Genomic DNA, 21,769 nt, shown 5'->3' on the forward strand with positions numbered 1-21,769 from the left:
GACTATGTGTACGGCTATAGCTATTTATGGTACTGAGAATATTCCTCCTGAAACTGCATATGAAATAGGTGTGCTTTTTTTTAAGGTTATAGAGCTAGATATAACTTCAACAGGTTACTATAAGTATAGGGAAGATAGAAGCGAGGAGGATATTGACTTTGTTGAAGTGTCTTTATCTGATTTGAAAAATGAACTTAAAAATAAAAATGCTACTTCTTTTCGATTTTATAATGAAAGTGAAAAAAACGATTATTGGACTGCGTCATTTGGGTTCTCAACAAGTGATTTTGGTGGTTTTTATCATTTTGATGCTCAATGTGCGTTATCGAAAAATGGAAAAGAGAAATTTATCGAATTTATAAAGGAACTTAGCAGTAAAAATAATTTCTCTTATGGAATAGTATATAATCCTGACAATGTTGCCGATGGTTTTTATTATGCCGAAGGTGGAAATTTTGTTCAGATTTATCAATATGAGAACCCAATGCTCTTTGAAAAAGAAACTGGGGGAATATATGAGGGTCAGGAACGCTATAAAAATACTATGCTAAGGATGGTGTACCCGGTTAATGTGATTAATTGTCATCATCTTGATATTGTTATCGAAAATGTTAGCTTGAAAGAGTGGATATCAAGTAATGAAAAGCATGGTTCCCTTGAGGGGTTAAACAATAATCTGTGGCTATGGACCGTTGAGGATACTGAACTCGACGAGGTAAATAGGTATCTTGGTGAGGCAGGAGTATTAATCTCTTGGAAACCGTTAGCCACTAAGAAAACAGCTAGAAAACTGCCATAAATAAAAGCCGTAAAGATCCTCTCTGGATCTTTACGGCTAATTTTATCAGTTGCTATGCCAGCATATTACCTCGTTGCACCTGAATCACCACTTTGCCGGGCATCACGCTGATCGCCAGCGGTTACGCGGTCAGACTGCCGCCCTTCAGATACAATTTATCTTCATAATGTGCCACACGACTCGAATACTGGTTATGTTCCCATTTCTTAACAAACCGGTATTTACATTACTATGTGATTTAAAAAGTCTTTGTGCAGATAAGAACTTTAATGGTAGGGCGATAGAGTGATTAAGATCCATGTATATGATGCATTTCTAACTGAGGTGTACCACCCGAGCTGGTAGTATGATGTGCACGAGGGTAGTTACCTGTGCCCAGACCCGATAGGGCTGTCGGGGGGTAGTAACCCTTATGGTTATGTTACTAATCCGTTAGCATGGATAGATTACTTAGGACTTAAACCGGAAGATTTAATAAGATATAAGCCGCGTTGACCTGCCCCCAGGATTAGATACAACCTTCAGTTAGTAATGTCGGTTGGTTTTTCTTCATATTTCCTGTTTCGCCAGTCCGTTGCGAATTCAGCTGGTGTCTGGTAATCCAGCGATGAATGGGGACGGCTCTCGTTATAATCCTGCCGCCAGTCATTAATCGTTTTCCGGGCATGAATAATATCCCTGAACCAGTGTTCATTCAGACACTCATCGCGAAAGCGTCCGTTAAAACTCTCAATAAATCCGTTCTGCGTTGGCTTACCTGGCTGGATAAGCCGTAGTTCCACACCATGCTCAAAGGCCCATTGATCGAGCGCGCGACAGGTAAATTCCGGGTCCTGATCGGTTCTTATTGTCGTCGGATAGCCCCGAAACAACGCGATGCTGTCCAGAATATGCGTGACCTGAACGCCTGAAATACCGAAAGCAGCGGTGATCGTCAGACACTCCTTCGTGAAATCATCCACACAGGTCAGGCACTTTATCCTGCGACCGTTGGCCAGTGCGTCCATAACGAAATCCATCGACCATGTAAGGTTCGGCGCATCCGGGCGCAGAAGCGGAAACCGTTCGGTCGCCAGCCCTTTACGGCGTCGTCTGCGTTTTACGCTCAGTCCATTAAGGTGGTAAATACGGTATACCCGCTTGTGATTGACGTGAAGGCCCTCCCTACGCAGCAACTGCCAGATGCGCCGATAACCAAAACGTCTGCGTTCAAGCGCCAGCTCAGTAATACGCCCTGATAAATGTGCATCAGCAGCCGGACGCTGAGCATCATAACGGCAGGTCGACAAGGACAAACCTGTAAGCCTGCAGGCACGACGTTGCGACAGACCGGTCGCATCACACATCAACACCACGGCTTCCCGCTTCTGGTCTGTCGTCAGTACTTTCGCCCCAGAGCCACCTGAAGCGCCTCCTTATCCAGCATGGCTTCGGCAAGCAGCTTCTTGAGCCTGGCGTTCTCTTCCTCAAGCGACTTCAGGCGCTTAACCTCGGGCACCTCCATACCGCCATACTTCTTACGCCAGGTGTAAAAGGTGGCGTCGGAAATGGCGTGCTTACGGCAGAGCTCACGGGCAGAAACCCCGGCTTCAGCCTCGCGGAGGATACTGATGATCTGTTCGTCGGAAAAACGCTTCTTCATGGGCATGTCCTCATGTGGTTTATGAAGACATTACTAACATTGCCGTGTATTAATCAACTGGGAGCAGGTCAGCGTAGTTCTATAACTCCGCAGGCTGGCTCAAGAGGTACAGCTATAAACAGGGCATGGGGCGAAGAGAGAGTTCTTGTAGGTGCCGGTGGTGGGTCTCGAAATTGGTCCCAAGCAGAGAGAGATTATTTTGAATACAAAAAATAATCAACAATTGGCCTCGATTATGTCTGAACAAGGATACACTGGTCACCATATAAACAGTGTAAAAGGTAATGGAGCATTAGGAACCGCATGGCAAGGGGATGCACGAAACATTGTATTCCTACAAAATGCTAATCATCCAAGTGGATTTGATGAGCATTTATATAGTAATCAAGGTCATAGAGGGAACTATGATACGCCAGGGAAAGGTCGATTAATAGATCGTTTGGCTACTGCAAAGCAGTTAAATGACAAATATTAAATATTTAGGAGGAAATATATGAATGATCTTGAAAAATCAATTTTAGCATTATCCCGTGCTCATGATAAATTTAGTATTCAAGGTGAGTTTACGAGGGGGGACGAGGTCAAAAATAAGTGGCCTAATGGCTTGGCTTGTTCTAAAGAACTCGAATATTTTTTTAATAACTATGATCCCAGAAACGTAAAAATTGAAACAGGGTTTACTCCGATTAAATTTTTTAGTTTGGACGTATTAGAGAAGGCACAATATGGATATAAATGGATAAAAAGTTCAACTAGTGTATCAGTGAATCCTAGTTGGCCGGATGATTATGTTGTATTTATGGATGATGTAGGAGGTGGAAAACCTATTATAGCTGTAACTACTCATCTAGGAACGTCTATTTATGCTAACTATGATATTGGTGTGCCGTTTAAGATAGCCGATTCTTTATCTGATTATCTATTTTCACTAGCCAAATTAATAGAGATTGTTTATGGGGAGTTTAATATCTTTGATGTTGCTGATGATAATGGGTTAAATAATGCGTTTGTTAAAAGGCTGAAAGAGGGCATAGAACCAGTGATTGGCGTTGATAATTTTAATGGTTTTTTTGATTACTTTTATGGATAGAGCCACGCTTGTTTTTTCTAAGTGTTTAAAACCGGAAGGTCGTTTATTCCTGTTTTAAATGAGATTATTCTCTAGAGATAAGTTATCTTGGCTTAAAATCTAACTTTTTTAATTAAAATATTATATTCCTAGTTTTTAAAGGTAAAAGCAGTTGATATTTAACCTTACCATCTAAAAAAATATTTTCGGAATTGAAAAAATATTAAAAATTTGGAAAAATACGCAGTCGGGAAACCTCACAAATGACCTTCCCTGCATTTTATTTGTTGCTACCCTGCTGAGCCTGAATAACCACTAGACCGTGCGTCGCGCTAATAAAAAATGTGGAATACTTTATTAATCGGAGTCTGGCGATGAGTAATTTATATTTGGTAATGAATGATTACAAAGAAAATGAGCGTTTTTTTAAAGGTGTTTTTGATATAAATAAAACGTATCCGGTTAAGGAGTCAAAATATGATTTTCCTTATTACATCGAGGATGAAAATTGTCCTGACGATATTTTTCTTAATCTAGAGGAAGATAAGGAGATATCTTTCGATTATAGAAAAGAGCAGGGGCATATTTTTTCAAGTAATCTGTGGGAGATCATCTCTAAGTTTAGGATGCCTGAGAAATATATTAAAAACTTATCTATCTCTTGCTGTGGCGAGAGTATAGCTTCGGATAAGACGTATAAATACGTATTTTTCCCACCTCATGACTTCATTGATTACAAAGAGTCTATGTTATTGGATGTTACTCGTGGTTCATTGGTTCCTAATAAAATAATTTTCAAAAATCCTTCATTAAATGATTATGATGTCTTTCAACTTAGCTCTAAAATTGTAATTGGTTTAAGACTGGTCATTAATGAAGATGTTAAACTATCTATAGAAAATAATGGGTTTACGGGTTTTAAAATTGTCCATCTAGAACAAGCTCTTGCAGAATATTGCAAAGATTATAGCTTTGATCCTAATCGAGTGTTAAAGAAAGTGAAAACTAAATTGCCTTGATGCAACAAGGATCTATTTTTAAACTAACCTGAAAAGATTCCTTAAGGATCTTTTCAGGTTTTAATCTGCGATTATACTAACATACGTCTAATAACCATCTTGTCGGGTATCACCGTGTATCTACCAAGTACTTGCCTAATAAAGACTGTTCTGTGCCAGCTAATTTACAGTTTTCTGTTACTCTGTATCCAGTCTGTTTCTTAATTAGGTGGTGCTCCCATGCTTTAATCAGTTTGTGCCTACTTTACTCTCCGATATATAATGATTTTGTGCAGATAAAAACTATCATGGTAGGGCGGTAGCATGATTAATGCTCATATGTACGATGCATTTTTGGCGGAGGTGCACCACCTGAACCGGTAGTAGGACTCGCAGGAGGGATGTTGCCTGTGCCCAGACCCGATAGGGCTGGCGGGGGGCGAGAACCCATATGCATACGTACATAATCCATTAAGTTGGGTTGATCCTTTGGGGCTAGCCAAATGCCCAATGGGAGAGATATTAGCTGATGCTGATAAATGGTCATTATCAAAGATCAGTGATCGTCAAAAAGGAATGATTAAAGATAAACTCTCCACTGTAAAAGAGAGATCAAAAGCATTGAATACTAAAATGCGAGAACACTTTAATGCGAATGAATCAAAAATAATTAGTGAGTGGGAAAAGCAAACGGGGATGAGTTGGCCTAAACTTTCAAGTGGCAGTAGAGCAACGCCTCACCATGTTATTCCTATTAAGAATGGTGGTTCTAATGAATGGTGGAATATAATACCTGTACAACATCCGCATACGGGAACTATACATGGAACTGGTTCTGCCCTCAGGACTCATCTTCCTTATCAGAAAGAAGGGGGTAAATTGTGGAATTTATTAGGCTCGTAGGAGGTTGGTTGTGAATATTTCAGATGCATATGATCAATTGAATGCTTGGATTAGTACAAGCAATGGTTCTCATATAGATATTGGCGGGGGTGAACGCTATTCATTCTCTCGGCTTAAAAACATTACTGAAGACGAATTATCTAAATTTGAGTCAAGAAATAACTTAAAACTACCTGATGATTACAAGTCGTTTTTAATTAATGTAGGCTGTGTAAATATATTCGTTGGTGAGAATACTGCGGGAATAGAAATTTTATCACCTAATGATATAAAAGAGTTCTCAAAGAGTGTTTTTTATAATTTTGGTGATGATCTTTATCCAGTGTTGTTATTAACAACTTCAATTCCTAAACTTGGATACTTTGGTGGTTTTTGGATGGAAGGTGAGTCGAAAGATAATTATGGAATATTTTATCCTGAAACTCCACCTGAACTATGGATAGAAGAGTGTGAATTTATAAATTTTGATGATTGGATTATTAAGATTGTAGAGTATAAATCAAAGAAAATTTAGACCCTTGATAAGGCTGGAAAGATCCTCTCTGGATCTTCCCGGCTTTTTATCTGTTGTTACGCCAATATATCATTCTGCTGTACCCGAATCACCACCTGACCGGGCATCACGTTGATCGTCAACGGTTGCCCGGTCAGGCCGCACTGTGTCAACCAGTCCCCCGCCAGATACAACTCGCCGTTATCCCGTATCCAGTCCACGCCGATATGCGGTTGAGCGTCCACGTCCAATAATAACCGCTCAATCTCTTCCTCATTAGAAACTAGCGTTATTGCCAGTCCATCTTGGCATGGTTCTATCTTAAATAAAGCTCCCACCATAAACCCCGCCTTGATAATATCCTCACCATCGATAATCAGCTCAGGAATAAACCTGCCAGTGGTTGCCTGTAAAATATGTGTTCCGTTCATACATTCCCCTCCGCTTGAATAATCAATCTTCCCTGTTCAATATTTACTGTAACCTGCTGGCCGGTTAAAAATCCCAGTTCCTCCAACCAATAACCCTTTATAAGCAGCTGTGGCGCGGGCTTCTTGATACCTCGGTTGGGCGAATAGCCCACGGTGTAATGGCGTGTTGCCTTGGGTGCTTTATTTACAGTAGTGCCTGACTTAGAATCGCTCTTAGCCATAATCAACTCCTGCTTAGTTGCTTGTGGTGAGCGGCGATAGTGGGCTGCAACCCGTTATCGCCGCGTTACTTGTCAGTTAGTTACGCGCCTGTGTAATCATGGCGCCTAACATCTCTGAAATTATCTGCTGTTTTTCCTGCGGCAAATTAGCAATCGCTTCTATCTGCTGCTGCCACTTCGGAGTCGGGACACTCTCGCGGAGGGAAGACTCCGCCGTTGCTCCAAACAATTCCTCTAGTGAAACCGAAAAAATGTTTGCTACGGCAGGGAGTGAAGACACCTTGATGCGACGGCGGCCAGCCTCCCATGCTTGCACTGTCTGTTGGGAAACGCCCAACTGCTCAGCCAATTCGGTCTGAGTAATGGTACGTTCTTTGCGCAGGCTGGTAATGCGTTTGCCCAACGCAATGAAAAAATCACGTTCTTCGCTACTGATCGCCATAGTTGCCTTGGTTCCTGAATGTCACAAGACAACCATAACATACCGAACATTTTACTACGATATGATGTAAATACTACAATATGTGGTTTTATTGGGTCCAGTTGTTTTCATATGTAAATTGAGGTTCTTTGAAGCAAGAATAATGCGATGCATTTCGCAGATTGAGATAAGAGCGCTATACGCCTTGAAAAGAGATATTGATAGCAGGAACAAGGACAGTCTTGGGCTAGCCAGCTAAACGCGCCAGCCCGGCACACAATTAATCACCCCCTCAATGAGAAGACAGCTCATACTTCTTTATCTTGCGATACAGCGTCGCGATGCCAATCCCCAGCTTCTCTGCCACCACCTTCTTGTTAGCATGTTGGCTCAGTGCCTCCTCAATCATCAGTTTCTCCATACTTTCCAAACCCGCCATATCGTGGTTTTCGCAATTCTCTGTGGCCTTATACGTAGATACGCTGGCGCGAGCCTCCAGATGTTGCCCACGGGTCAGATTGGGCGGCAGCAGATAGGTATCAATGATCTCACCGCTCGGCACTACGTTAACCAGATATTCCATCAAATTACTCAGTTCACGCACGTTGCCTGGCCAGCGGTGTCGGCGTAGCAGCTCGAGTACCTCTGCCGAGATGCCGGGGTAGATAATGCCGATCCGCTTGGTGTGCAAACTGAGGAAATAGTGCACCAGCAGTTCGATATCGCCTTCGCGCTCACGCAGCGGTGGCAGGGTGATGGGGATAACGTTCAGGCGGTAATAAAGGTCTTCACGGAACTTGCCTTCGGCAATGTACTGTTCCAGATTCTGGTTGGTGGCGGAGATAATGCGGATATCGACCGGGATCGGCTTGCTGGAGCCGATCGGTAACACTTCACGGGATTCCACCGTGCGCAGCAGCTTGGCCTGTAACATTAACGGCATATCACCGATCTCATCCAGGAATAACGTCCCCTGATTGGCCGCCTGGATCAGCCCCACCTTGCCATTAGCCGAAGCGCCGGTAAATGCCCCCTTCAGGTAACCGAACAGTTCACTCTCCAACAGCTGATCCGGAATGGCGGCGCAGTTAATGGCGATAAAGGGTTTATCGCTGCGGTTGCTCAGCCGGTGGATCGCCCGCGCCACCACCTCTTTGCCGGTGCCGCTTTCGCCAACTACCAATACGCTGGAGGGGCTGGGGGCAATACGGGTGATTAAGCTCTTCAGCAGACGCATCGGTTTGCTTTCCCCCGCCAGTTGCTCAATACGCGGGTCTTGCAGGTTCAGCGTTTCGTCAAATGAGGAGTGTGACTGATGAAAAGCCATTAAAAATAATTGATGATCCTGAACCTGATGCAGCTGGCCAATCATAATCTCCTGGTTATCGTCGAAGGAGAGAATATGTTGCAGATGTCCGCTGGTGTAATTTTGCTGGAAGGTGAGGGCGCGAATAGTAAAGGTTTTGCCGATAATATTTTCCTGCGGCATATTGAGCTGTTTTAAGGCCATCATATTGGCGAACTTCACCTGGCTCTTTTCATTGAGTATTAACACCCCCTGATCCATATTTTCAATCAGGCTGAAAAGCACTTTATTTAAGCCACCGCTGCCGCCTTGCGTCTCCAATAAGTTGGAAACGAAAACGTTGGAAATATTGCGCACGTAGCCCGAGAACTCTTGCAGGTTATCCCGTAACCTTTGCTGCTGTTCGAGGGTGAAGGCCACCAGGCTGATCACGCCGATGCAGGCATCCTGGAACAGGATAGGAATGCCGAGAAAGGCTTTTTCCTGGCACTCATCTTTGCTGGTGCAGCCTTCGCACACCGGGTCGTAACGGGAGTGGGTGACTATTTTTTCGTTTTTGGTATCAAGCACATATTTCAACAACCAGGAATTGCTGCCGAGCTTGATGCCAAATTGTTTGCCATACGGGCCAGTGCCTGCCACGCGTACCAGGTTGGCATCGACAATCTCTACCTCCAGCAGCAACACGCTGGAGAGCATCTTGGTAAAGCGCAAAATTGTCGGTTGGATCTGCATAAGAGCCGACTGGGCAGTGGCCGGTGCTATCATCACGCGTCTCCCGTTATCGTCATTGAAAAAGAAACGATAATACACTACGGTCAGCTATAATTTGATAGCCATCAAGCTAATCCCACAGAGAATAGAGATTCTGCTGTTAGCATCACATTTTATTATCAAAATGATACTGCGCGCTAATTGCTATCATTTTGGGTTGCGAGAAAGGCTGATAATTATAAATTGCAGATTTACGCCGTAGGGAATTATCTCTTGCCAGTAACACCCTGACTGTAAATTTCACGTTAACCGCCCCGAAAGTCCCGTTTTATGTGATCGCCATCATAATACTCCGCAGTTTTATGTTACGCAGCTTAACTTTCCCCTTGTTGGCACGCTTATTGATTGTCCTGTAGCCAGACGCTGAAAAAGCGTATTGGTTATTCCGAGGTTAGGCACTTGTTTTAACGGATCACCACCACACTCTCTATTTAGGGGCAAAGATGAGAACAGTTAACCAGTTAATTAAGGAAATAAGCGCGTTAAAGTCCAATTTATATCAAAAGGACTTTTTACTGACGTGGGAACAGAGCCGTGACGAGCTGGAACTGGTGCTCAAGCTGGCGGAATCGCTGAAAACCATGCGCTCAGAAAACATTGCCACCAAGATTTTCAACAGTGGCTTAGGCATCTCCATCTTCCGTGATAACTCCACGCGTACCCGTTTTTCTTATGCCTCGGCGCTCAACCTGCTGGGGTTGGCGCAGCAAGATCTGGATGAAGGTAAATCGCAGATCGCCCACGGGGAAACGGTGCGTGAAACGGCCAACATGATCTCCTTCTGCGCGGATGCCATCGGTATCCGTGACGACATGTATCTGGGGGCAGGCAACGCCTACATGCGTGAGGTGGGGGCCGCGCTGGATGAAGGATTTGAGAAGGGCGTGCTGCCACAGCGCCCGGCACTGGTCAACTTGCAGTGCGATATCGATCACCCCACCCAGGCCATGGCGGATCTGGCCTGGTTGCAGGAGCACTTCGGCAGCCTGGAAAACCTGAAAGGCAAGAAGATCGCCATGACCTGGGCCTATTCACCCAGCTATGGCAAGCCGCTGTCGGTGCCGCAGGGCATCATTGGCCTGATGACCCGCTTTGGCATGAAGGTGACGCTGGCTCATCCGGAAGGTTACGACCTGATCCCGGACGTGATCGAAGTGGCGAAGAACAACGCCGCCGCATCCGGTGGCAGCTTCCAGCAGGTGACCTCAATGGCCGAAGCCTTCCAGGGCGCGGACATCGTTTATCCGAAATCCTGGGCGCCATACAAGGTCATGGAGCAGCGTACCGATCTGTTGCGTGCCAACGATCACGCGGGCCTCAAGGCGCTGGAGCAACAGTGCCTGGCGCAAAACGCCTACTACAAAAACTGGCACTGCACCGAAGAGATGATGAAGCTGACCAAAGGCGGCGAAGCGCTCTATATGCACTGTCTGCCAGCGGACATCACCGACGTCTCCTGCAGTGAAGGGGAAGTCTGTGCCAGCGTATTCGAGAAGTACCGTATTGCCACCTATAAGGAAGCCAGCTGGAAGCCTTATATCATCGCGGCGATGATCATGGCGCGCAAATTCTCCAACCCAGGTCTGGTGTTGGATCAATTACTGAAAGAAGCAGAAAAACGCATTAAATAAATTTACCTGGTCAGGGATACCGGGCGGTGTCCCTGCGCGGTGAAAGTTAATGCGACCAGAAGAGGTAGCGGTTATGTCGGTTTTTTCATTGAAAGTGGCGATAGAGGATAACCGTTATTTTAACGGCGAAACCTCCCCTCTGTTCTCTAAGGCGCAAGCGCAGAAAGCGCGCGAGTTTCATAAAAAGATCGCGGGTTATCAGCCAACGCCGTTATGCGCGTTGGACGATCTCGCGCAGCTGTTTGGCGTGCGGAAAATCCTGGTCAAAGACGAATCCAAACGCTTTGGTTTAAACGCCTTCAAGATGCTCGGCGGTGCGTACGCCATTGCCCAACTGCTGTGTGAAAAGTACCAGATTGATATCAATGCGTTTTCTTTTGAAAAGTTCAAAGCCATGGCGACCGAGAAGATGACCTTCGCCACCACCACCGACGGCAACCATGGCAGGGGGGTTGCCTGGGCGGCGCAACAGCTAGGCCAGCATGCGGTGGTGTATATGCCTAAAGGCTCGGCGCAGGAGAGGGTGGATCACATTCTCAACCTGGGTGCCGAGTGCATCGTCACCGATATGAACTACGACGATACCGTGCGCCTGACCATGAAAACGGCCCAGGAACGTGGCTGGCAAGTGGTGCAGGACACCGCCTGGGAAGGCTACACCAAGATCCCAACCTGGATCATGCAGGGTTACGCCACGCTGGCAGACGAAGCGGCCGAACAGATGCGGCAGATGCAGATCGAGCGGCCAACCCATGTGCTGTTACAGGCCGGTGTCGGCGCGATGGCCGCGGGCGTGCTGGGCTATCTGGTGGACGTGTTTGGCGCGGATAATCTGCATTCGGTGATTGTCGAACCCGAGCTGGCCGACTGCGTTTATCGCTCCGGGGTAAAAGGGGAAATCGTCAATGTGGGCGGCGATATGGCCACCATCATGGCCGGTCTGGCCTGTGGTGAACCTAACCCCTTGGGATGGCCGTTGCTGCGTAACTGCGCCACGCAATTTATTTCCTGCCAGGACAGCGTGGCGGCGTTAGGGATGCGGGTGTTGGGTAATCCGTTGGGTAACGACCCGCGCATTATCTCTGGCGAGTCCGGTGCCGTCGGGTTGGGCGTGTTGGCTGCGGTACATCACAGCCCGCAACGTGCGCAGCTGATGCAAAAACTCGGTCTGAATAGCCAGTCGGTAGTGCTGTTAATCAGCTCCGAAGGCGATACCGACGTGAAGCACTATCGCGAAGTGGTGTGGGAAGGGAAGCTTCCGGTTTAACCACCGCCGTCAGATTACTCAACCTCTCGCAGCAGCGAGGGGTTATAAAAAATTGGAGAAAGAACACAATGGCAAAGCAAATTCCTTTCGAATTGGTATTAGAGAAAGCCTACCAATACAAAGATGAGATGACGCGCTTCCTGCGGGACATGATCGCCATCCCGAGTGAAAGCTGTGACGAGAAGCTGGTGGTGCTGTGTATCAAGAAAGAGATGGAGAAGGTCGGGTTCGACAAGGTCGAGATTGACCCGATGGGCAACATCCTGGGCTATATCGGCAACGGCCCACACCTGATTGCGATGGACGCGCATATTGATACCGTCGGCATTGGCAACATCAAGAACTGGACCTTTGACCCGTATCAGGGCATGGAAAACGACGAGATCATCGGTGGCCGTGGCGCATCGGATCAGGAAGGCGGCATGGCTTCCATGGTCTACGCGGGCAAAATCATCAAGGATCTGGAGCTGGAAGATCAGTATACGCTGCTGGTGACCGGCACCGTGCAGGAAGAAGACTGCGATGGCCTGTGCTGGCAGTACATTATTGAGCAATCCAACATCCGCCCAGAGTTTGTGATCAGCACCGAACCGACCGACTGTCAGATCTACCGCGGCCAGCGTGGCCGTATGGAAATCCGTGTGGATGTGCAAGGCATCAGCTGCCACGGCTCGGCGCCGGAGCGTGGTGACAACGCCATTTTCAAAATGGGCCCAATCCTCAACGAATTGCAACAGCTGTCCGGCAACTTGGGCAATGACGATTTCCTGGGTAAAGGCACGCTCACCGTTTCAGAGATTTTCTTCACCTCACCTAGCCGCTGTGCGGTAGCAGACAGCTGTGCGGTATCCATCGACCGCCGCCTGACCTGGGGCGAAACCTGGGAAGGGGCGTTGGACGAGATCCGTGCGTTACCAGCGGTACAGGCGGCCAAGGCAGTCGTGTCGATGTATGACTATAGCCGTCCGTCCTACACCGGTCTGGTGTACCCAACCGAATGCTACTTCCCAACCTGGAAGGTCGAAGAAGATCACATCACGGTGAAAACCCTGAGCAAGGCCTATCAGGGCCTGTTCAAGAAGCAGCCGGTGGTGGATAAGTGGACCTTCTCAACCAACGGGGTTTCCATCATGGGGCGCCACGGTATTCCGGTGATCGGTTTCGGTCCGGGCAAGGAGCCTGAAGCCCACGCGCCGAACGAGAAAACCTGGAAAGACCATCTGGTGACCTGCGCGGCTATGTATGCTGCGGTGCCTTTGGCTTATCTGGAAGAGTTGCAGAAATAAGCGACCCCTCACCCTCTCCCAGCGGGAGAGGGTGAGAAGCCCAAATAGCACCTTATCCAGCAAGCATCACACGGTTAAATACCCGGCCCCCTCCGCCGGCTTTTTTTATGGAGTGCCTAGCAATGAAGCAGTTGATTAAGAACGGCATTCTGGTTGATAGCGACGGACAGTACCCTCAGGATTTGTTGATTGAAAACGGGGTGATCTGCCAGCGCGACACAACGATCGAAGTTGATAGCCATTGTGAGGTGATTGATGCTTCCGGCTGTTATGTCATGCCCGGCGGCATTGATGTCCATACCCACTTCAATATCGATGTCGGCATCGCCCGTAGCTGTGACGATTTTTTCAGCGGCACTCGCGCGGCGGCCTGCGGCGGTACCACCACCATTATCGATCATATGGGATTTGGCCCGGCGGGCTGCAATCTCCATCATCAGCTCAACGTCTACCACAAGTATGCGGCCGGCAATGCGGCGATTGACTACGGCTTTCACGGCGTGATCCAACATATTGACGACGGTATTCTCGAAGAGATGGCCAGCATGGTGCATGACGAAGGGATCAGCAGCTTTAAGCTGTATCTGACCTATCTCTACAAGATCAATGATACCGACGTGCTGCGAGCCTTGAGGCAGTTGCGGCAGGCTGGGGCATTGACTACCGTCCACCCAGAAAACGATGCCGCGATTGCTCTGCGCCGTGCTGCGCTGGTGGCCGCTGGTAAAACAGCGCCGATCCATCACGCATTAAGCCGCCCGTTGGAATGTGAGGCTGAAGCAATTGGCCGGATGATCAATCTGGCCCATCTGGCAGACAACGCGCCGCTGTACATCGTCCATTTATCCAATGGGCTGGGGCTGGATTATTTGCGTCTGGCACGCCAACAGCGCCAACCGGTGTGGGTAGAAACCTGCCCGCAGTATCTGCTGCTCAACGAACAATGTTACCTGCGTGAAGATGGGGCGAAATACATCCTCAGCCCGCCGCTGCGTGACCAACGGGAATTGGATCGCCTATGGGTGGGCATTGCCGACGGTTCGATCGATACCGTCGCTACCGATCACTGCACATTCCCTTACCACCAACGGCAGGCAATGGCGGCAGGGGACTTTACCCGCTGCCCGAACGGCCTGCCTGGGGTCGAGAATCGCATGATGCTGCTGTTCTCTCACGGAGTGATGAGCGGGCGGATTTCCCCTTCACGCTTTGTGGCGCTCACTAGCAGCAACCCGGCGCGGTTGTTCGGCCTGTGGCCGCGTAAAGGCAATCTAAACTCCGGTGCAGATGCCGACGTGGTGATCTTTGATCCGCGCCAATCCACGGCTATCAGCCATGATCGGCTTCATGACAAGGCGGATTATTCCCCTTATGAAGGTTTTCAGTGCCAGGGCGTGCCGGTGCTGACGATGTGCCGGGGCGAGGTCGTAGCGCGTAATGGCGAATTTACCGGGCGGCAAGGGTACGGGCAGTTCTTGCGTCGTCGGCCTTTCAATGCCCAGATCGCGGCAAAAATGGGGTAACACCTCACTAAACAACAAGGATCAACATGAACAAGAAAATAGTGCTGGCATTGGGCGGTAACGCATTGGGTGAGGGCCTGGCGGAACAGATGCAGGCGGTCAAAACCACCGCGCGGGCGATTGTCGATTTAATCGAGCACGGCCACCAGGTAGTGGTCACCCACGGCAATGGCCCGCAGGTGGGCATGATCAACCTGGCGTTTGAGGCGGCGGCAAAAAGTGAAGCCCATACGCCGATGCTGCCGATGTCGGTGTGCGTCGCGTTGAGCCAGGGGTATATAGGTTACGATCTGCAAAACGCCCTGCGTGAAGAGTTGCTCGATCGTAATATCGTTAAACCGGTTGCCACTTTGATCACCCAGGTGATCGTTAACGGCAGCGATCCGGCGTTTCTCAATCCCACCAAGCCGATTGGTTCGTTCTTTACCAAGGCCGAAGCCAGCCAACTGACCAAGAACGGTTACAACATGGTAGAGGATGCGGGCCGTGGCTACCGCCGGGTCGTTGCCTCGCCCAAGCCGATCGACATCGTCGAGAAAGAAACGGTACGCGCCATGATGGAGGCCGGGCAGGTGGTGATCACCGCGGGAGGCGGGGGTATTCCGGTGATCCGCGAAGGTAACCATCTGCGGGGAGCCAGCGCGGTGATCGACAAAGACTGGGCCAGTGCCAAACTGGCAGAGATGATCGATGCCGATATGCTGATCATCCTCACCGCGGTAGAAAAGGTGGCGATCAACTTTGGCAAACCGAATGAGCAATGGCTGGAGCAGTTGAGCATTGCCGATGCCCAGCGCTTTATCGAAGAAGGGCACTTTGCCAAAGGCTCAATGCTGCCGAAGGTAGAAGCGGCGGTGGCGTTTGCCGAATCCAAGCCAGGGCGTCAGGCGTTGATCACGGTATTGAGCAAGGCTCAGCAGGGCATTGAAGGCAAAACCGGCACGGTGATTAGCCATTAATCACAGACACCAGGCTCACTTGTAGGGGCGCTGGATGCTGCGCTCATTCGCGCCCCTTGTGAGTCAGCAGTCTCTATCTGCGCCCAAGTTTCATCATGGCTTCAAGCACCGCCCCGGCGACGGCCCGCGCCTTATCTGACACTGTGGTGTAATCTGCCAGCGTACCGCGCGGATCGATATCACCGATTTTAGTGCCGGTTTTGACCTCCAGCCCATCATGCAGCAAACCGCGCACCATACCGGAAAGCGGCGCAATCACCGGCACCTCGCCGCAGTGGGCCACCACATCCCCCTCCTGCACCAAATCCCCCAAAGCGACGCGACATTGCATAATGCCATCGGCGGGTGCACGGATCACCCGACGGGTGGTGTGGCCAGCGATATTGCCGGGAATACCGGTATTGGGATGGGTGTAACCTTGATAAATCACCCGGCCCAGCGCATGGCCGCGATTAGTTTCGATCACCGCGTCGCAATCCTGCCCGGCGTTGAAGCCAGGGCCAAGAGCCACGGTAATCGGGGCCATATTGCGATGGGTCCCCAGGTTTTGCTTGGCCAGGATGGCATCCACCAGAAAACGGGGTTTGAGCTGCTCCAGGCTGCGGGTCTCTGGATCAACCAGCAGCGGGATCTCGCCACGGTTGATGATGTCGAAAGCTTCGTTGACGTCGTTGGCCAGGCTGGCGGTAACCCCCTCCACGCAGGTTTTGCCGTCAAACATCGCCTGAGCAAATGCCACCGTCCGGCGAATGGCGGTCGGTTGGGCAATGTCCAGCATGATGACCTGAAAACCGGCATGATACAGCCGCAGCGCCACGCCGGTGGCGATATCACCTGCGCCACGGATCACCACCAGTTTGTCGCGCGTTAAGCGGATGTCATTTTTCATCAGCCCGCCAGCAAATTGGTTGCGCACTTGCAGCAGTTCAGCCAGCACGCTAATGGCGATTTCTTCCGGCGTTTCTGCGCCGATGTTGTAGCCGACCGGGGCATGGAGTTTGGCAAGCTTCTCATCATCTACGCCGCGCTGGCGCAATTGTTGGGTAAAGGTTTGCACCTTGCGGCGGCTGGCCAGCAATCCCAGATAGCGCAACGGCTGCTCGATCAGCACGTTGAGTGCCTCGCAATCCTGATTGTTGGTGGCGATGATCACAAAGTTGGCCGGATCAATATTCATCTTGTCGATGGCCTCTGAGAAGGTCTCGCCATGAACTAGGGTAGTGCCCATCGGAAATAGCGCCGGGTCGAGGCTGGTCGGGTAGATATCGGCAACGTGAATATCAAAGCCCAACGGCTTTGCGGTGCTGGCGATGGCGCGGTTGACGTGCCCGGCCCCGATCAATATCAGGCGCGGGCGTAGACCATGCACGTCGATATATACCGACATCGCGCCTCCACAGTCCGAGCCTACTGCATCCTGCCCGGTGCGTGCCATACGGCCATGAAACACCCTGGCCTTGCGCTCCGTAATGGCGGCAATTGCCTGTTCAATCACCAGGCGTTCGATCATGCCGCCACCGATGGTGCCAATACAGCCACCGTCGGCCATCACCAGCATCTGCCCTGAATGGCGCGGTGTAGATCCACGGCTTTCGATAATCTGGGCGAGCGCAAAGGGCTGGTTTTGCTCTTCTAAACGTGCAGCTTCGGCGAAGATATTCATGATGACCTCGTCAATAACCTCAGAAATATTATCGTGTTAAGCGCCGTATCAGGTGGCGGATCGCCGGGGTCTCCTGCACTGCGCCAAACCAGATGGCGCTGAGCGTCAGCTCTGGCCGCAGCAGGGTTTGCCACCTGGCTGCCAGTTGATTATCACAATGAGAAACCTGATTGATCAGCCAGACCCGCCGCGCCTGAGAGGGCGTACCTTTGAACATCCCTTCAGGGTGCGAGATCAGAGTGTCGAATACCCGGTGATCCAGTATTTCACCGGCCTCGACCCCCGTCAGCGCGGAGAAAATCGCCCAACGGTGAATTTGCTGTGGGTCTGCGGGACGATCGATCACCTGGCCTCCGGTTAGCGCGATAACACAATCACTGCGGGAGGGGATGCAAGGTTCATGCCTTGCCGGGGCTTTCAGGGGTAACCCTCGGGAGCCGTCCGCTTCGACCAGGATCACGTCGAAAGCACCACGCTGTTTGATTGCATCGATTTGCTCGGGGGTTAACCCGATAACCTTGTTACCCTGCGGCTGATAATGACTGAAGCAGGCGGTAATGGCCGGGGTGCTGCTGGTGGTGGGCGGTTGGCCTATCAACAGGTGGTGGTAGTCGGCAGCGGTGGGCAAGTACATCTTGGTGGTGGTAGTAAACAGCACGCGTTTGCCCTGGTGATAAAAGGCCTGCGCCAGCCAGTGCAGGGTACTGGTTTTCCCCCCGGCGCCAATCAGGGCGATCAGCAGCGGCTGGCCCCGATCGAGGCGGTGATATTCCTCACTGAATAATTCTCTGAAGCTGGGCGTCATAAATAGCCTGTTTTGTGAGTCAGAAAACGGGGTAAATAACGGTGATTTAACCGATAACCAATATGCAGTTTTTTCAGGATAGAGTGCCGATTTAATCGCAAACAACATTGATGTAATCGATATTTGGCAAACATTCATACTTTATCGATTGCGGTCTCGTTTTTAAGCGAAGTGCTATTTGGCCGTATCAAAGTGATAGCTGGCGATGTTTTTTTGATAATTGATTCTATTAGCGTAGCCGTGATGATTAAGCGACTACCTGCACTGATTGTTATTCTCAGTTGCGATAGTGAGCCCGTTCACAAATAAAATTAACAATTAGAACTACCTCACGAATTTAACTGCTGCCCAACCCCGTAGGGAGATTTGGCCTGATTGTTGCTGCGTTATGCCTATCCGCTGTGGAAAACCGTCCTCAGGTTTTTACAGACTCATCATTCAGGCATTTCGCCGCAAGGAGATAAAGCTATGGGAGATTTAATGCGTCCCGTTCCGTTCAAGGCGCTGTTAACCCGGATTTTTGATGAATATCATGAGAGCCGGTCTATTTTTGGTATTCCAGAAAAGCAGTTTTATCGCAAACATGACGATCGGCGGATTAACGTCTTCAATGAAAGTTGTGAAACGCCACTTGGCCCGGCCGCAGGCCCGCATACTCAGTTGGCGCAGAATATCATCGTTTCCTGGTTGACCGGCGGACGCTTTATCGAATTGAAAACCGTGCAGATCCTCGATAGGTTGGAGCTGGAAAAGCCCTGTATCGATGCCGAAGACGAATGCTTCAACACCGAATGGTCAACCGAGTTCACGCTGCTCAAAGCCTATGATGAATATTTAAAAGCCTGGTTTGCCCTGCACCTGCTGGAAGAAATGTTTGATCCACGGGCCAAGGGGGAAAGTAAATCCTTCATTTTCAATATGAGCGTGGGTTATAACCTCGACGGGATTAAACAGCCGCCGATGCAGGACTTTATCCATAACATGATGGACTCCGCACAGCACCCGAAATATGCCGAGTATCAACATATTCTTGCCGCATGGGTTAAGGACGAGGGCTTTATTAGCCAGTTCGCCTTATCCGCCCAACGCGGGGCATTGGCACAGTTGCCAGAGCATATTCCAGCGCAACTGGTCAGCGGTATTACCCTTTCGACCATGCATGGTTGTCCGCCAGATGAAATTGAAGCCATCTGCCGCTATATGCTAGCAGAGAAACGGCTCAATACCTTTGTCAAATTAAACCCGACGCTGCTGGGTTATCCGCGCGTGCGTGCCATTCTGGATAGCTGCGGGTTTGATTATGTCGGGCTGAAAGAGGAATCTTTCGAGCACGATCTCAAACTGGAGCAGGCGATCGCGATGTTGCACCGCCTGACCGCCCTGGGGAAACAGCAGAAGTTGGGTTTCGGGGTCAAACTGACCAATACCCTGGGGGCGATCAACCATAAAGGCGCCTTGCCGGGCGAAGAGATGTATATGTCCGGGCGCGCGCTGTTCCCGCTTTCCATCAACGTGGCGGCGGTTCTCTCCCGCGAGTTCAACGGGGAGCTGCCGATTTCCTATTCCGGCGGAGCAAGCAAGTTTAACGTCCGCGAGATTTTTGACACCGGCATCCGGCCAATCACCATGGCCACCGACCTGCTCAAGCCCGGTGGCTATTTACGCCTGACGGAGTGCATGCAAGAGCTGGACGCTTCCGATAGCTGGCAGATGACGCGCATCGATGTCGATAAGCTGCAAGCGCTGGCAGACAAGGCCGTCAGCATGGAGTACACCCAGAAACACTGGAAATCAACGGATCGCATCGACGCGGGTGGCCCATTACCGATGATTGACTGCTATGTGGCTCCTTGCGTCACCGCCTGCGCCATCAAACAGGATATCCCGGAATATATCCGGCTGCTGGGTGAGCAACGCTATGCCGATGCGCTGGAGCTGATTTATCAACGTAACGCCTTGCCAGCTATTACCGGGCATATTTGCGATCACCAGTGCCAATACAACTGCACCCGTCTTGATTACGACAGCGCGCTGAACATCCGCGAACTGAAAAAGGTGGCGTTGGAGAAGGGCTGGGATGAGTATCAACGCCGCTGGCATAAACCGGCTGGCTCTGGCAGCAAACGCCCAGTTGCCATTTTGGGGGCTGGCCCGGCGGGCTTGTCAGCAGGGTACTTCCTGGCGCGGGCCGGGTATCAGGTTACGCTGTTTGAGCGTGAGGCCAACGCGGGTGGGGTGGTGAAAAACATCATTCCACAGTTCCGCATCCCGGCGGAGCTTATCGAGCACGATATCGACTTCGTGGCCGCACACGGCGTGAAGATGGTTTATGGCTGCGATCCCGATCTGACCGTCGACAAGTTGCAACAGCAGGGCTTTGATTACGTGTTTATCGGTATCGGCACCGATAAAAACAGCGGCGTGAAGCTGGCGGGCAACAACCGCAACGTCCACAAATCCTTGCCGTTCCTGCGCGATTTCAACCTCGGTAAGCCGATGAACCTGGGTAAACACGTGGCCGTGGTCGGTGCCGGTAACACGGCAATGGACTGTGCCAGGGCCGCGTTGAAGGTGCCTGGCGTGCAGGACGTCACCGTGCTGTACCGCCGCACGCTCAATGAGATGCCAGCCTACCGTGAAGAGTATCAGGAGGCGGTAGAGGACAACGTGCAGTTTATGTTCCTCACCAACCCGGAACACTTTGATGCCAACGGTACCTTGACGGCCAGAGTGATGGCGCTGGGAGAGCCGGACGAGAAGGGGCGCCGCCGCCCGGTCGCCACCGAACAGACCCTGACGCTGCAAATGGATACCTTGATCACCGCCATTGGCGAACAGGCTGACGAGGAAGTGCTGCATAAGCTGGGCGTACCGCTGGATGACGCAGGCTATCCGCAGGTCAACACCGCCACCGGCGAAACTACCCGGCCGAACGTCTTCTTGATCGGCGACGTGCAGCGTGGCCCGTCATCCATTGTTGCTGCCATCGGTAGCGCCCGCAACGCCGCTGAAACGGTGCTGGCGCGGGAGAACGTCAAAACCCATCACGCCGACAAATACTGGTCGAACGTCGACCCGGCGGAAATCTATCGCCGCAAAGGCGCTATTTCGGTAGCGCTGGTGGATAAAACCGAGCGCGAGGCCTTCGTGGCCCAAGAGGCCCAGCGCTGCCTGGAATGTAACTACGTGTGCAGCAAATGCGTCGACGTTTGCCCGAACCGCGCCAACGTGTCGATTGCCATACCGGGCTTCCAGGATCGTTTCCAGACCCTGCATCTGGACGCCTACTGCAATGAATGCGGCAACTGCGCCCAGTTCTGCCCGTGGCAGGGTAAGCCATACCAAGACAAAGTAACGATCTACAGCCTGCCGCAGGACTTTGCCAACAGCACCAATCCAGGGTTCCTGGTGGATGGGGCGCAGGTCAGCGTACGGCAGGACGGCAAGCTTTACCAACTGCAGATCGATAGCGACGGCCAGCTTGAGCAAGTGCCGCCGGAACTGGAGGAGATGTGCCGCATTATCAGCCATGTGCACACTCATCATCATTATCTCCTTGGCCAGGTGGAGGTGTAGTC

At 50.4% G+C, this 21,769-nt stretch carries 18 protein-coding genes and 2 pseudogenes; 13 read left to right on the top strand and 7 right to left on the bottom strand.

What is annotated here, in order from left to right; translation table 11 throughout:
• The first annotated feature begins 4 nt into the window (after positions 1-4).
• Both KGP16_RS10400 and KGP16_RS10405 read left to right on the top strand, forming a co-directional pair.
• The gene (locus KGP16_RS10400; RefSeq protein ID WP_094982335.1) at positions 5-799 is read left to right on the top strand and encodes a hypothetical protein; all 795 of its coding nucleotides are present in this window, start codon (positions 5-7) and stop codon (positions 797-799) included.
• Positions 800-1,144: 345 nt separating this feature from the next.
• Positions 1,145-1,258 (top strand): annotated as a pseudogene (locus KGP16_RS10405) (RHS repeat-associated core domain-containing protein); the annotation flags it as partial.
• Positions 1,259-1,320: 62 nt separating this feature from the next.
• On the opposite strand, the gene KGP16_RS10410 reads toward KGP16_RS10405, so the two are convergent.
• A protein-coding gene (locus KGP16_RS10410; protein ID WP_094982334.1) for an IS3 family transposase occupies positions 1,321-2,441 on the bottom strand; the annotation gives its coding sequence in 2 pieces (ribosomal slippage) (positions 1,321-2,183 and positions 2,183-2,441; 1,122 coding nt in all).
• Between the two features lie 160 nt (positions 2,442-2,601).
• Here KGP16_RS10410 and KGP16_RS10415 point away from each other — a divergent pair.
• The 5 genes and pseudogenes from KGP16_RS10415 (at position 2,602) to KGP16_RS10435 (ending at position 5,925) form a co-directional block, all read left to right on the top strand.
• Positions 2,602-2,916, top strand: a complete 315-nt coding sequence (locus KGP16_RS10415; RefSeq protein ID WP_223501288.1) for a hypothetical protein — start codon at positions 2,602-2,604, stop codon at positions 2,914-2,916.
• 18 nt (positions 2,917-2,934) lie between these two features.
• Positions 2,935-3,531 carry a hypothetical protein gene (locus KGP16_RS10420; protein ID WP_094982333.1) on the top strand — a complete coding sequence of 199 codons (597 nt, stop codon included), beginning with the start codon at positions 2,935-2,937 and terminating at the stop codon, positions 3,529-3,531.
• A 353-nt stretch (positions 3,532-3,884) separates the two neighbouring features.
• Entirely contained in the window at positions 3,885-4,529 is a 645-nt protein-coding gene (locus KGP16_RS10425; protein WP_094982332.1) for an Imm43 family immunity protein, read from the top strand.
• Positions 4,530-4,907: 378 nt separating this feature from the next.
• Positions 4,908-5,411 (top strand): annotated as a pseudogene (locus tag KGP16_RS10430) (type IV secretion protein Rhs); the annotation flags it as partial.
• A 10-nt stretch (positions 5,412-5,421) separates the two neighbouring features.
• A complete protein-coding gene (locus tag KGP16_RS10435) occupies positions 5,422-5,925 on the top strand; it encodes an SMI1/KNR4 family protein (protein ID WP_094982331.1) in 504 nt (167 codons plus the stop codon).
• A 56-nt stretch (positions 5,926-5,981) separates the two neighbouring features.
• On the opposite strand, the gene KGP16_RS10440 is transcribed toward KGP16_RS10435, so the two are convergent.
• The 4 genes from KGP16_RS10440 to KGP16_RS10455 form a co-directional block, all read right to left on the bottom strand.
• Positions 5,982-6,335, bottom strand: a complete 354-nt coding sequence (locus KGP16_RS10440; RefSeq protein WP_223501291.1) for a SymE family type I addiction module toxin — start codon at positions 6,333-6,335, stop codon at positions 5,982-5,984.
• The gene (locus tag KGP16_RS10445; protein ID WP_223501292.1) at positions 6,332-6,556 is read right to left on the bottom strand and encodes a SymE family type I addiction module toxin; all 225 of its coding nucleotides are present in this window, start codon (positions 6,554-6,556) and stop codon (positions 6,332-6,334) included. Before KGP16_RS10445 ends, KGP16_RS10440 begins: the two co-directional genes overlap by 4 nt.
• A 76-nt stretch (positions 6,557-6,632) precedes the next feature.
• Entirely contained in the window at positions 6,633-6,998 is a 366-nt protein-coding gene (locus tag KGP16_RS10450; RefSeq protein ID WP_223501293.1) for a helix-turn-helix domain-containing protein, read from the bottom strand.
• Between the two features lie 271 nt (positions 6,999-7,269).
• On the bottom strand, positions 7,270-9,048 hold the full coding sequence (locus KGP16_RS10455) for a sigma-54-dependent Fis family transcriptional regulator (RefSeq protein WP_223501522.1): 1,779 nt from the start codon (positions 9,046-9,048) through the stop codon (positions 7,270-7,272).
• 452 nt (positions 9,049-9,500) lie between these two features.
• Between KGP16_RS10455 and ygeW the strand changes: the two genes are divergently transcribed.
• The 5 genes from ygeW to arcC all read left to right on the top strand — a co-directional run bounded on the left by ygeW (position 9,501) and on the right by arcC (position 15,723).
• Complete coding sequence (ygeW, locus tag KGP16_RS10460) at positions 9,501-10,688, top strand: knotted carbamoyltransferase YgeW (RefSeq protein ID WP_209522197.1); 1,188 nt, start codon at positions 9,501-9,503, stop codon at positions 10,686-10,688.
• A 73-nt stretch (positions 10,689-10,761) separates the two neighbouring features.
• On the top strand, positions 10,762-11,955 hold the full coding sequence (dpaL, locus tag KGP16_RS10465) for a diaminopropionate ammonia-lyase (protein ID WP_223501295.1): 1,194 nt from the start codon (positions 10,762-10,764) through the stop codon (positions 11,953-11,955).
• Between the two features lie 68 nt (positions 11,956-12,023).
• Positions 12,024-13,241, top strand: a complete 1,218-nt coding sequence (locus KGP16_RS10470) for a YgeY family selenium metabolism-linked hydrolase (protein WP_218519492.1) — start codon at positions 12,024-12,026, stop codon at positions 13,239-13,241.
• Positions 13,242-13,363: 122 nt separating this feature from the next.
• A complete protein-coding gene (gene hydA / locus KGP16_RS10475; RefSeq protein ID WP_223501296.1) occupies positions 13,364-14,764 on the top strand; it encodes a dihydropyrimidinase in 1,401 nt (466 codons plus the stop codon).
• 26 nt (positions 14,765-14,790) lie between these two features.
• Positions 14,791-15,723 (top strand): carbamate kinase, encoded by a 933-nt coding sequence (gene arcC, locus KGP16_RS10480; RefSeq protein ID WP_059200464.1) that lies wholly within the window; start codon positions 14,791-14,793, stop codon positions 15,721-15,723.
• 73 nt (positions 15,724-15,796) lie between these two features.
• On the opposite strand, the gene yqeB is transcribed toward arcC, so the two are convergent.
• Both yqeB and yqeC read right to left on the bottom strand, forming a co-directional pair.
• Positions 15,797-17,386, bottom strand: coding sequence for a selenium-dependent molybdenum cofactor biosynthesis protein YqeB (gene yqeB, locus KGP16_RS10485; protein ID WP_223501298.1), 1,590 nt, complete (start codon positions 17,384-17,386; stop codon positions 15,797-15,799).
• Between the two features lie 28 nt (positions 17,387-17,414).
• Positions 17,415-18,191 (bottom strand): selenium cofactor biosynthesis protein YqeC, encoded by a 777-nt coding sequence (gene yqeC / locus KGP16_RS10490; protein WP_021804801.1) that lies wholly within the window; start codon positions 18,189-18,191, stop codon positions 17,415-17,417.
• A 468-nt stretch (positions 18,192-18,659) separates the two neighbouring features.
• Here yqeC and ygfK point away from each other — a divergent pair, with 468 nt between their 5' ends.
• On the top strand, positions 18,660-21,767 hold the full coding sequence (gene ygfK, locus KGP16_RS10495; RefSeq protein WP_094982324.1) for a putative selenate reductase subunit YgfK: 3,108 nt from the start codon (positions 18,660-18,662) through the stop codon (positions 21,765-21,767).
• The last annotated feature ends 2 nt before the right edge of the window (positions 21,768-21,769 follow it).

The organism is Serratia sp. JSRIV006 (assembly GCF_019968685.1).
GTDB classification, from domain to species: Bacteria; Pseudomonadota; Gammaproteobacteria; order Enterobacterales; family Enterobacteriaceae; genus Chania; species Chania fonticola_B.